Annotated in this window: 6 protein-coding genes; 3 read left to right on the top strand and 3 right to left on the bottom strand. The window is 68.2% G+C overall.

Annotated features, from left to right (window positions below):
- Positions 1-15: 15 nt before the first annotated feature.
- The gene (locus BLA15945_RS27605) at positions 16-945 is read left to right on the top strand and encodes a 2-hydroxyacid dehydrogenase (protein ID WP_059239130.1); all 930 of its coding nucleotides are present in this window, start codon (positions 16-18) and stop codon (positions 943-945) included.
- A 25-nt stretch (positions 946-970) separates the two neighbouring features.
- Here BLA15945_RS27605 and BLA15945_RS27600 read toward each other — a convergent pair whose 3' ends face one another.
- Together BLA15945_RS27600 and BLA15945_RS27595 are read right to left on the bottom strand one after the other, a co-directional pair.
- Positions 971-1339 (bottom strand): NUDIX domain-containing protein, encoded by a 369-nt coding sequence (locus BLA15945_RS27600; RefSeq protein ID WP_059239132.1) that lies wholly within the window; start codon positions 1337-1339, stop codon positions 971-973.
- Positions 1340-1470: 131 nt separating this feature from the next.
- Positions 1471-3435, bottom strand: coding sequence for a Xaa-Pro dipeptidyl-peptidase (locus tag BLA15945_RS27595; RefSeq protein WP_059239134.1), 1965 nt, complete (start codon positions 3433-3435; stop codon positions 1471-1473).
- Positions 3436-3987: 552 nt separating this feature from the next.
- On the opposite strand from BLA15945_RS27595, the gene BLA15945_RS27590 reads away from it, so the two are divergent.
- Entirely contained in the window at positions 3988-4800 is an 813-nt protein-coding gene (locus tag BLA15945_RS27590; RefSeq protein WP_174993853.1) for a hypothetical protein, read from the top strand.
- A gap of 26 nt (positions 4801-4826) precedes the next feature.
- On the opposite strand, the gene BLA15945_RS27585 is transcribed toward BLA15945_RS27590, so the two are convergent.
- Entirely contained in the window at positions 4827-6095 is a 1269-nt protein-coding gene (locus tag BLA15945_RS27585) for a lipoprotein-releasing ABC transporter permease subunit (RefSeq protein ID WP_081051989.1), read from the bottom strand.
- Positions 6096-6380: 285 nt separating this feature from the next.
- Between BLA15945_RS27585 and BLA15945_RS27580 the strand changes: the two genes are divergently transcribed.
- A complete protein-coding gene (locus BLA15945_RS27580; RefSeq protein WP_174993852.1) occupies positions 6381-12380 on the top strand; it encodes an MG2 domain-containing protein in 6000 nt (1999 codons plus the stop codon).
- The last annotated feature ends 9 nt before the right edge of the window (positions 12381-12389 follow it).

Here is a 12389-nt window from a genome sequence, read left to right as displayed (position 1 = left end):
TGGACATTTGCTGACATGAAGCCCGAGTTGCTCGTCCTCATCGCATTGCGCGGCGACGCGCATCGCGAGATCGCCGCGTCGTTCGACGTGCGCCATGCTCCGACACCCGACGAACGCGAACGCGCGATCGCCGAACACGGCGGCGCGATTCGCGCGGTGCTGACCAACGGCAGCACGGGGCTGACTGCCGCCGAGATCGACCGGCTGCCGCAACTCACGTTCGTCAGCGCGCTCGGCGCGGGCTACGAGCACATCGACGTCGCGCATGCGAAGGCGCGCGGCGTCACGGTGGTTACGGGCGCGGGCACCAACGACGATTGCGTCGCCGATCACGCGTTCGCGCTGCTGCTCGCGGCGGTGCGCAACGTCGTGCAGCTCGATGCGAAAACCCGCGCGGGCGTATGGCGAGACGGGCTGCAGATGCCGCCGAACGTGTCGGGCAAGAAGCTGGGCATCGTCGGGCTCGGCAAGATCGGCGAGAAGTGCGCGCGTCGCGCGGCCGGCTTCGACATCGAGATCGGTTATCACAACCGTTCGCCGAAGGCCGTTCCTCACCGCTACTTCGACCGCGTCGACGCGCTCGCGCAGTGGGCCGATTTCCTGATCGTCGCCACGCCGGGCGGCGCCGGCACGCGGCACCTGATCGATCGCGCGGTGCTCGACGCGCTCGGCCCCGGCGGCTTTCTCGTCAACGTATCGCGTGGCAGCGTTGTCGATACCGCTGCTTTGGCGGACGCGCTGCGCGAACGGCGCATCGCGGGCGCGGGGCTCGATGTGTACGAAGGGGAACCGGAACCGCCGCGCGCGCTGACGGATCTCGACAGCGTCGTGCTGACGCCGCACATGGGCGGCTGGTCGCCCGAGGCGCTCGATCGTTCGGTGCAGCAGTTTCTCGACAACGCGGCGCGGCATTTCGCGGGGCAGCCGGTGCTGACGCCGGTGTGATCGCCGGAAAGCGCGCGGGCGCGAATCAGTCCGCCTGCCTGCAGAAGGTCCAGTAGAAATCCGGCAGGTTCGCCGGCTTGTCGGCATCGAGGTCGATCCAGGCGAACTGGTTGTGCTCGTCGCTCAGGACGATTGCATGACGATCGACCTGGCACTGGAAGCACACGATGAGCACGCGCTTGCCCGGCACGACCTCGCACGAACGGCTGGCCACGTAGCGGATCGCCGAGGCGACGATCCCGCATTCTTCTTGCACTTCGCGGATGACGGCTTCTTCGAGCGATTCGCCTGCTTCGGGCCAGCCGCCCGGCAACTCCCATTCGTCGCGCGGATTGCGCAGGAACAGGACCGAGCGTCCGTCGCGGACGATGGCTTTGGCGCTGAGGGGGATCATGCGGGTTCACCGGAGAGGTTCGACTTCCGCAGCCTAACGCAGGTGTCCCGTTCTTGCAGCGATCCCCCGCCCGCGCCGATGAGCGCACGGACGGGGGAGGCAGTGCCGTTACGCCGGCAGCCGGCGTGCGGCTACGCGCCCGTCGTCGACGAAGCCAGCGGCACCGTCACCGACGTGCCGGCCGGATCGAGCGTCAGGCCCGTGCCCGGCGTCGGCCGCAGCGTCGCCTCGTAGTCGCTGGAGAGGACAACGAGCCCCAGCCGGTGGCCGGCTTCCAGCTTGTAGTCGCGCGGCATGAACGTCAGCTTCAGGTCGTACGGCATGCCGGGCAGCACGGGTTGCGACACCCAATCGGACAAGCGGTTGCGCGGGTCGGTCCAGGCACGCGTGACGATCGTGGCCGTGCCGTCCGGTGCGCGATCGACCAGCAGCGCGGTCACGTTGGCCACCCCGGTGAAGGTCAGCCTGACGCGTGCGGTCGCGGAGCCGGAGAGGCGCGTCGCGGCCGTCAGCGGCGCGGTTTCGAAGCGGCTGCGGTTTTCGCCCGTCGGTGCGTTCGCCAGCGTGAGCGCGGGAATGCGCGCATCGTCGGTGAAGCGCGTGAGCGGGCCACCGGTCGGCAGTCGCAGCAGCGTGCCGGTGCCGGCGCCGTCGCCGCCCGCGAAGTACGTGACCGGCGTCGCGCGGCGTGCGGCCCAGTCCGCTTCCTTCAGCAGCGTGCCGTCGGCCTGCTCGATCACCGCGCGCGGATCGCGTTCGACGCCGTTGTTGTAGCCGATCAGGTAGCGCGTGAACCACCGGTTGACCTCCGCGGTCCACGCTTCGCCCATCGCCGGCACGCGCGTCGGGTCGGTGTGTTTCAGACGGTGCAGCCACAGCTGCGTCGGCACGCCCTGGCGACGCATCGCGAGATACCACGACGTCGACTGGTCGACGCGCACGTTGTCGTCGGTCAGCCCCTGCGCGACGAGTGCCGGTGCCACCGCGAATCCCGTCGGGATGTCGCGCGCGGCCCAGAACGGCGAATAGTCGCCGGTCTTGCGGTCTTCCTGCTGCAATGCTTCGTCGATCAGGTGCGTGCAGCGCTCCGGATGCGCGTTCGTCAGCAGCGCCTTGATGTACACGTCGACATCTTCGCCCTGATAGCCTTCCGGCGCGCGCACGAGGCCGCCCGAGCGGTAGTAGCCGTACATGTTCGTCAGCCCGGCGATCGGCACGATCGCGTCGAGCCCGCGCGTGCGCAGGCTCGCGACCATCTTCGGCAGCGTGCCGTCGTACGATACGCCGTACATGCCGACGTGGCCCGTCGACCAGTTCGCGACGACCGTCTTGCCGTTGGCGTCCTTCGCGGTCGCGTCGCGGCCGAGCCAGCGGATCACCGATGCCATCGCGACCGATTCGTCGCGCGTCAGGATCGTCGGGCAGCCGTCCGAGCCGGCGGTGCCGAGCGAATCCGCGTAGACGATCGTGAAGCCGCGCGGCACGAAGTAGCTTTCGATCCACGAGCGGCCGGCGGCGGCCGCTTCGACCTGCTGCAGCATGCGCGACTGCGGCGCGGCGGCCAGGATGCGCGTGGACGCCGAGGCCGGTGCGCCGGCGGCCGCGGCCGGATGCGGCGTGCCGTCGAGCTCGACGTCGACGTTGTGGTCGGGGCTGTCGGCGAGCCCTGCGTAGTACGGGCTCGCAAGCACGATGACCGGCGTACGCGCGCCGTTCGCGGTTTCGGACGGCCGCACGATGCGCACGTGGATGCGGTCGCGCGTGCCGTCGCCGTCGGAATCGACCGGCGTGTCGACCCACGCGTTCTCCTCGATCGTGCCGCCCGACAGCGACGGCTGCACCTGGCCGTTGCTGATCACCGGCTTGTAGCGTCCGTTGCTGGCCGGATTCGCGTACGGGACGCCGGACGGCGACACGTGCGACGCGAGCGACTGCGCATCGGCCGCCGCGGCGGCGGTTCCCTCCTGTTGACCCTGCGCGAGTGCGGATACCCCCGCCACGCTGCCGCCGTCGTCGCCGCCGCACGCGGCGAGCGTCGTGGCCGCCACGAGCGCGGGAAGCCACGCGCGCCGGAATCCGGTTCGATGAATGTTCATTGAATCGACCTCGTCTCTTGTGATTGTCTGGAACCGGCGCGGCTCGCGATACGCCCCCTGCGGCCTGACCGGGTACTGCGTCGGATGAAACGGAACTGCACCATCAAAACCGGCGGGCGAGACGCACGGGGTCTCGCCCGGTGCCGGCACGCGTCACGCGATGCGCAACGCGGCCGGGGCCGGGGCGATCGCTTTGCCCCGGGCGGAATTCGTCAGGGCGGCGTCGGCACGAAGTAAATGCAGGAGTGCGAATCAAATGCGGGCATGCCCGAGCTTCCTTCAGGTTTCGGATGAAACGGAACGGCACGATGCGATGAGGCGGGAATGTTGCGAACGGCGGTGCTGCAACGGCAGGAAAGCGCGACGCGAGTCGGCACGGCTGGCCGGATTGCTTTCCGGAAGCTTGCGCAAAAGTTATCTCAGTGAAATGTCCGTGTCAAACTTTTTTAGTGTGGGTCAAACAAAGTTTTGGCATACGAGCGGCATGCCGTCTCAACTTCCCCGGAATCCGTCCGTAAACAGGAAAAAACATTCTGAAAGGAGAGAGAGGGCATGACGATTTCGGTCACGGCGGCGGGCGGCCTGTCGCTCGCGCAGCGGGCGCAGGCGGCGCTCGACGGACGCCAGGAGATGGACGCGACAGCGTCCGGCAAACCGCAGGACCCGCCGATCGGCATCCGGGCGCTGGATCCGGAAGCGATGCAGGCGGCGCTAACGAGACAGTTGTCGATGGTGGGCGACCTGACGATGAAGCTGCGCGGCGTGACCGACGCACTCGCGACGAGCATGCAGGACATCGTTGCGAAGCGCCCGGATCTGGCCGATGCGCAATTCGACTTCATGACCGACAACGGCCGGATCAAGGTCGTGTCGAAGACGATGACGGACAGCGATCGCACCTGGGTCGAGTCGACGCTGAACGCGAACGCCAGTCTGGTGCTCGCAACGCGCGATTTTCACCAGCAGGCCGTCGATATCGCCGCGCAAGGCGCGGCCGTGCGCGGCGATACGTTCACGGACGGCGATCGCGCGGCGGCCAGCCAGGGCGCCGACGCGCGCTTCCAGTTCATGAGCCTGCTCAACCGGTCGGTCGCGGACAACCCGCCGCCGGTGCCGCCCGGCGGGCACTTCACCGCGCAGGACGGCACGGCGCTGACGATCGACGCATCGGCCGGCAGCGCGCGCGGCACGCTCGCGCTGCTGAACACCGCGCGCCAGTTGTCGTCGGGCGCGGCGATCTTCGTCGACCGGTCCGGCGAGAAGTCCTATGGCATGCGCATGGAGCTGTTCGGTGTCGGCTTCGACGTGCTCGCCGGCTACACGCCGGATGGCAGCAACAGCGTCGGCTTCCACGAGATCGCGTAACGCCGCGCCGGTTGCGCCGGTTGCGCCTATTCGTCGCGCAGCGCTTCGGCTGGCCGTACCCTGGCGGCGCGCCAGCTCGGATACAGCGTCGCGACGCACGACATCAGGAACGCGGCCGACGCGATCTCGAGCACGTCGACCGCCGAGAGCTTCGACGGCAGCGAACTGAGGAAGTACACGGACGGCGTCAGGAAGCGGATGCCGAGCAACTGCTCGATCGCCGGCAGCACCCACGGGATGCTGACCGCGATCGCGCAGCCGAGCGCGACGCCCGCCAGCGTGCCGGCGAGGCCGATCGTCATCCCCTGGATCGCGAAGATCTTCATGATCGACCGGGGCGGCGCGCCGAGCGTGCGCAGGATCGCGATGTCGCCCTGCTTCTGCGTGACGGTCATCACGAGCGACGACACGAGGTTGAACGCGGCGACCGCGACGATCAGCATCAGGATCAGCGACAGCATCCGTTTCTGCAGCCGCTCGGCCTCGAACCACGTGCGGTTCTGCCGCGTCCAGTCGCGGATATAGAGGTCGCCCGACAGCGTGCGCGACAGCGCCAGCGCGATCTCCGGCGCGCGCTGCAGGTCGTCGAGACGCAGCCGGATGCCGGTCGGCGCACGCACGTTGGACAGCTTCTGCGCGTCGCGGATGTGGATGTACGCGAGCGCGCTGTCGTACTGGTAATGGCCCGATTCGAACGTGCCGACCACGTTGAACTGGCGGAACTGCGGCAGCGCTTCGCCGATGCGCGCGGTGTTGCCGGGCGCGAAGAACGTGATGCGGTCGCCGATCTTCACGTGCAGTGCGTCGGCGAGCGCCGAGCCGAGCACGATGCCCATCTCGCCCGGCACGAGCGCGTCGAGGCGGCCGGTCTTCAGCTTGCGCGCGATCTCGGACACGCGCGGCTCGAGCACGGGGTCGATGCCGCGCAGCGCAACGCCCGTCACGCTGCCCGCGTTCGTCAGCAGCGCCTGCGCGTCGACATAGGGCGCGACCGCGCGCACGGCCGGGTTCTGCAGCGACTCGTGCGCGGTCAGCCGCCAGTCGGGCATCGAGCCGGACGGCGAGAAGATTTCCACATGCGCGAGCACCGACAGCATCCGGTCGCGCACCTCGGTCCGAAAGCCGTTCATGACCGACAGCACGACGATCAGCGCGGCGACGCCGAGCGCGATGCCGGCCATCGCGGCGCCGGCAATGAACGACACGAAGCCGTCGCCGGCCGAGCGCCGGCCGCCGCGCGCGTAGCGCAGCCCGATCTGCCATTCGAACGGGAGTTTCAAGCGGTTTCCTTTCATTTCGATTCGATCCTGCCGAGCCGCGCATTCTAGCGAACGCGGCGCGGCCGCGTGCAGAGGTCGCGCGCGCCGGACCCAGGCCCGTCCGACCGGCCGGTCATCTGGCGGCGTTGCGCGCCGGCACGCCGATATTTCCATCGTTTCGGGTCTGATCGATAATGGCGGCCAGCATCCGGTCGAACATACCAAGCAATACGGCGCAACCGGGCCGCGCCGTCACAGACCCATAACAATTCGGGGAAGGTTGCCGCGTCGGGCAGCATGTCCTTGACAAGGAAATAACAAATGGATTTGCTGCGCTTCCTGCTGCTTCTGCCGATTCGCGTCGCAGGCTTCGTCTGGTGGTTGCTCGGCTGCGCGCTGCGGCCGCTGGTCGGCGACGTGTCGTGGACGGCGCCCGCGTGGATGGGCACCACCGCCGCGGCCGTGCGCCGCCGTCCGTGGCATGCGGGCGGCCTCGTGCTGCTCGCGGCCGCGCTCGGCTATGGCGGGTACTGGTTCAAGCACCGCCCGAAGCCGCCCGAGCCCGAAACCGTCAGCTTCACCGTGAAGGCGCCGGCGATCACCACCTATGAGGTGGACGATACCGACAAGCCGAAGATCACCGTGCATCCGCTGGAAGTCGTGTTCGCGCAATCGGCCGCGCCGATCGAACGGGTCGGCAAGCCGGCCGGCGACGGCATCGAGATGACGCCCGCGCTGAAGGGCGCGTGGGAGTGGGTCGACGACAAGACGCTGCGTTTCACGCCGGCGGCCGACTGGCCGGTCGGCGCGCACGTCGAGGTGCGTTTCGCGGTGCATCGCGTGTTCGCGCCGCAGGTGATCATGCGCGACGATCGATTCGCGTTCGACCTGCCGGCGTTCGCCGCAACATTCGGCAACAACGAGTTCTACCAGAACCCCGACAATCCGGCGGAAAAGCAGGCGCTGTTGCAGTTGCACTTCAACTATCCGGTCGATCCGGCCGAATTCGAGAAGCGCATCGGCCTCGTGCTGGTCGGCCGCGACGGCAAGACCGCGTCGCCGCTGCGCTACACGGTCAACTACGACAAGATGAAGACGAGCGCGTGGGTCTACTCGCAGCCGCTCGAGATCCCGCGCGATCCGCTGTCGGTGCGGCTCGACGTCGACAAGGGCGTGAAGAGCGCGCGCGGCGGCAACGGCACGCCGGACGTGCTGCATGCGTCGGTCGGTGTGCCGGGGCTGTACAGCCTGTCGATCGCCAACGTCGCGCCGACGCTCGTCGACAACGAGCGCTACGAGCCCGAGCAGGTGCTCGTCGCCGAAACGTCCGACGGCGTGCGCAGCGTCGATCTCGCCGCACGCGCGAAGGCATGGGTGCTGCCGAAGCGCAAGCCCGGTGTCGAGCAGTCGGACGACGATCCGCCGTACGAATGGAACGTGGCCGACATCAGCGACGCGGTGCTGAAGCAGTCGAAGCCGCTGCCGCTCGAAGCGGTGCCGACCGAGAACGATTTCGCGACGCTGCAGAGCTTCAAGTATCACGCGACACCGGGCGACCGCGTCGTCGTGCGGTTCGAGGGCGACCTGAAATCGGCCGGCGGCTACCTGCTCGGCAAGCCCGTGACGAGCGCGTTCACGGTGCCCGACTATCCGAAGCTGCTGCGCTTCATGGCCGATGGCTCGCTGCTGTCGATGAGCGGCAGCAAGCGGCTGTCGGTCGTGTCGCGCAACCTGCCGGGGATGAAGGTCGAGATCGGCCGCGTGCTGCCCGACCAGATCCAGCATCTCGTGAGCTTCAACAACGGCACGTACGCGCGGCCGGAGCTGTCCTATTCGTTCAGCGAGGACCACATCGTCGAGCGCTTCGTGCAGACGCGCGCATTCCCGGCCGGCGAGCCCGGCAAGGCGCATTACGAAGGCATCGATCTCGGCCAGTACCTGAAGGGCGGCAAGCGCGGCGTGTTCCTGCTGCACCTGTCGCAGTACGACCCGGCGGCCGAGAAGAAGAAAGCCGACGATGCGAAGGACGGCGATGCATCGTCCGGCGACGGCAGCCAGGATCAGTCCGGCGATGCCGATTCGGGCGACAGCAGCGGCAATGGCGACAACAGCGACAGCGCACTCGGCGACACGCGCCTGATCGTCGTGACCGATCTCGGGATGCTGGTCAAGCGTTCGCTGGACGGCAGCCAGGACGTGTTCATCCAGTCGATCCGCACCGGCAAGCCGGTTGCGGGCGCAACCGTGTCGGTGCTCGCGGTGAACGGCCAGGCGCTGTTCACGCAGACCACCGGCGCCGACGGCGTCGTGCATTTCCCCGCGTTCAAGGGGCTCGACCGCGAGAAGCGTCCGCAGCTGTACGTCGTGAAGAAGGACACCGACCTGTCGTTCCTGCCGGTGGCGGGCCGCGATCGCCAGCTCGACTTCTCGCGCTTCGACGTCGACGGCGAACGCAACGCGACGGGCCAGGGGCAGCTGTCCGCGTACCTGTTCTCGGATCGCGGCCTGTACCGGCCCGGCGATCCGTTCCACATCGGCCTGATCGTGCGTGCGGCCAGCTGGGCGCGCAGCCCGGCCGGCGTGCCGTTGCAGGCGGAGATCGTCGACCCGCGCGGGATCACCGTCGAGCGCAAGCCGGTGACCGTCGACGCGACGGGTTTCACCGAGCTCGGCTATACGACCGCCGAAACGGCGCCGACCGGCACGTGGACGGTCAACCTGTATATCGTGAAGGACGGCCAGCCGGGTGCCGAACCGATCGGCAGCACGACCGTGCAGGTGAAGGAATTCCTGCCCGACCGGATGAAGGTCGACGCGAAGCTGTCGCAGCAGGTCGTCGAAGGGTGGGTGAAGCCGAAGGGGCTGAAGGGCATCGTCGATGCACAGAACCTGTTCGGCACGCCGGCCGAGAAACGCCGCGTCGCGGCGACGCTGACGCTGCGTCCCGTGTGGCCGTCGTTCCGCAGCTGGCAGGGCTATCACTTCTTCGATGCACGCCGCGCGAAGGAGGGCTATACGACGACGCTGCAGGACGGCACGACCGACGACCGCGGCCATGCCGAATTCGATCTCGATCTCGACAAGTACGCGGACGCGACCTACCAGCTCTACTTCCAGGCGAAGGCGTATGAAGCGGAAGGCGGGCGCAACGTCGCCGCGAACGCGCAGACGCTCGTGTCGAACAACGACTGGCTGGTCGGCTACAAGTCGGTCGACGATCTCGGCTACGTGAAACGCGCCAGCCCGCGCACGGTGCGGCTCGTCGCGATCGACCCGGGCGCGAAGGCGATCGACGTGAAGGACCTGCGCGCGCAGCTCGTCGAGGAACGCTACGTGTCGGTGCTGACCAAGCAGGATTCCGGCGCGTACAAATACGATTCGCGGCTGAAGGAAGTGCCGGTCGACGAGAAGCCGCTGTCGATTCCGGCGGCCGGGCTCGACTTCGCGCTGCGTACCGACAAGCCGGGCAGCTATGCGCTCGTGATCCGCCGCGCGGACGGCACCGCGGTGAACCGGATCGAGTATTCGGTCACCGGCGCCGCGAACGTCACGCGCTCGCTCGACCGCAACGCCGAGCTGCAGGTGAGCCTCGCGAAGCACGACTTCAAGCCGGGCGAGCAGGTGGAAATTGCGATCCGCGCGCCTTACGCGGGGAGCGGCCTGATCACGATCGAGCGCGACAAGGTGTATGCGCACGCGTGGTTCCATGCGGATACGACGAGCTCGATCCAGCACATCGCGGTGCCGGCCGGTTTCGAGGGCAACGGCTACATCAACGTGCAGTACATCCGCGATCCGTCGTCGGACGAGATCTTCATGAGCCCGCTGAGCTACGGCGTCGTGCCGTTCTCGGTGAACCTCGACGCGCGCCGCAACGCGGTGAGCGTCGATGCACCGGCGCTTGTGAAGCCGGGCGACACCGTCAACTTCACCGTGCATTCCGCGAAGCCGGCGAAGGTCGTCGTGTTCGCGGTCGACGAAGGCATCCTGCAGGTCGCACGCTACAAGCTCGGCGATCCGCTGAAGTTCTTCTTCCGCAAGCGGATGCTCGAAGTCGGCACGTCGCAGATCCTCGACCTGATCCTGCCGGACTTCGAGAAGCTGATGGCGATGGCCGCGCCCGGCGGCGACGCCGACGATGCGATCGGTCGCCAGTTGAACCCGTTCAAGCGCAAGCGCGACAAGCCGGTCGTCTACTGGTCGGGGATCGTCGACGTGAACGGCGATACGCGCCTGAGCTACACGGTGCCCGACTACTTCAACGGGAAGCTGCGCGTGATGGCCGTGTCGGTGTCGCCGGACCTGGTCGGCACGTTCGAAGGCGCGACGACGGTGCGCGGCGATTTCGTGTTGTCGCCGAACGTGCCGACGACGCTCGCGCCGGGCGACGAGGCCGACGTCAGCGTCGGTGTCGCGAACAACCTGACGGGCGTCGGCAACCAGCCGGTGCCGGTGGCGGTCACGCTGAAGACGGGCCCGCAGTTGCAGGTGATCGGGCCGGCGACGCAGAACGTCGCGCTCGCGCCGCAGCATGAAGGCGTCGCGATGTTCCGCGTGAAAGCGACCGAGACGCTCGGCTCGGGCGCGCTGTCGTTCGGCGCGCGTTACGGCGCGAAGGGCGCTCAGCAGCGCGTCGACGTATCGGTGCGGCCGGCCGCCGCGTTCCGCACGCAGCTCGACATCGCTCGCGTCGATCCGGGCAAGAAGGCGAGCGTGCCGAACCTGCGGTCGATGTACGACGCGTATGCGTCGCGCGACGCGAGCATCTCGACCGCGCCGCTGGTGCTGTCGGAAGGGCTGTCGTCCTATCTCGTCAACTTCGACCACTACTGCAGCGAGCAGATGGTGAGCGCGGTCGTGCCGCGCGTGTTCGCGGCGAAGTGGCTGTCGGTGCGCGCGCTGACGAGTGCGATGCATGCGCCGGAAGCCGGCGCCGATGCGGCAAACGCGACCGCGATCACGCAGTTCCTTGACGTGCTGCGCGGCCGGCAGAACGCGCAGGGCGGCTTCGGGTTGTGGAGTGCAACGCCCGATGCCGATCCGTTCGTGTCGGCGTATTCGATGCACGTGCTGCTCGATGCGCGCGATCGCGGTGTGGCGGTGCCGAAGGACATGCTCGACGCGGGCAATGCGTATCTGCAGAAGCTCGCCGCGAACGATTCGCTCGGCTCGCTCGACCTGCTGCGGCAGCGCGCGTATGCGGTGTACCTGCTGACGCGCCAGGGCAACGTGACGACCAACAGTCTCGCGGCCGTGCAGAAGCGGCTGCAGGATGCGTATCCGAAAGACTGGAAGAACGATCTCGCGGCGGCGTGGCTCGCCGCGTCGTATCAGTTGCTGAAGCAGGACAAGGAGGCCGCCGCGCTGATCGCGGGCCCGCAGGCGTTGCTCGAGCGCAAGCGCGCGTCCGACGGCGACTACGTGACCGGTTACTACATCGACCCGCTGACGCGCGACGCGAGCGTGCTGTACCTGCTCGCGAAGCACTTCCCGGAACGCGTGAGCAAGCTGTCGCCGCGCGCGATGGACAACATCGCCGCGCCGCTCGTCGACAACCGTTACAACACGCTGTCGTCGGCAATGACGATCCTCGCGCTCGACGCGTATGCGGCGTCGAACGCGGGCCAGCTCGACCAGCTCGCGATCGACGAAGTGCGTGCGGGGGCCGGCGCGAAGGACGTGTCGTCGATCCAGGCGAACCTCGTGCGTTCGGGCACGTGGGCGGCCGGCGCGTCGCGCGTCGACTTCGTGAACGGCAGCGCGTTGCCGGCGTGGTGGATCGCAAGCCAGTCGGGTTACGATCGCGGCACGTCGACGAAGGCGATCAAGAGCGGGCTGGAGATCGTGCGCGACTACACCGACACGAACGGCAAGCCGCTCGACAAGATCACGCTTGGCCAGGAGATCGACGTACACCTGAAGATCCGCGCGACGGGTTCGGCGAGCGTCGGCAACGTCGCGATCGTCGATCTGCTCCCGGGCGGCTTCGATCCGGTGATCGCGCCGCCACCCGTGACCGACGCGCAGGAGGGTGACAGCACCGGCGGCGGCGCGCCGGCGCCGGTGGCCGATGCGCCGTGGCGTTCGCCGATCGGCGTGACGGGGTCGACGTGGCAGCCGCAGTTCGCGGATGTGCGCGAGGACCGCGTGGTGATCTACGGCACCGCGACGACCGACGTGCGCGAATTCGTCTACCGGATCAAGGCGAGCAACGCGGGCCGCTTCATTGCGCCGCCTGCTTACGGCGAGTCGATGTACGACCGCCGCGTGCAGGCGCAGGCGCCGGGCGGCGCGGCGCTGACGGTGGAGCGCGTGCGATGACGGCGCGGC

Origin of the sequence: Burkholderia arboris (assembly GCF_902499125.1) — a bacterium.
GTDB lineage: Bacteria > Pseudomonadota > Gammaproteobacteria > Burkholderiales > Burkholderiaceae > Burkholderia > Burkholderia arboris.
This window is presented reverse-complemented; position numbering and strand designations above follow the sequence as displayed.

Excerpts from the sequence above, each read along its gene's own strand:
- BLA15945_RS27605 (WP_059239130.1), top strand. The coding sequence starts at position 16 with ATGAAGCCCGAGTTGCTCGTCCTCATCGCATTGCGCGGCGACGCGCAT.
- BLA15945_RS27600 (WP_059239132.1), bottom strand. The coding sequence starts at position 1,339 with ATGATCCCCCTCAGCGCCAAAGCCATCGTCCGCGACGGACGCTCGGTC.
- BLA15945_RS27595 (WP_059239134.1), bottom strand. The coding sequence starts at position 3,435 with ATGAACATTCATCGAACCGGATTCCGGCGCGCGTGGCTTCCCGCGCTC.
- BLA15945_RS27590 (WP_174993853.1), top strand. The coding sequence starts at position 3,988 with ATGACGATTTCGGTCACGGCGGCGGGCGGCCTGTCGCTCGCGCAGCGG.
- BLA15945_RS27585 (WP_081051989.1), bottom strand. The coding sequence starts at position 6,095 with ATGAAAGGAAACCGCTTGAAACTCCCGTTCGAATGGCAGATCGGGCTG.
- BLA15945_RS27580 (WP_174993852.1), top strand. The coding sequence starts at position 6,381 with ATGGATTTGCTGCGCTTCCTGCTGCTTCTGCCGATTCGCGTCGCAGGC.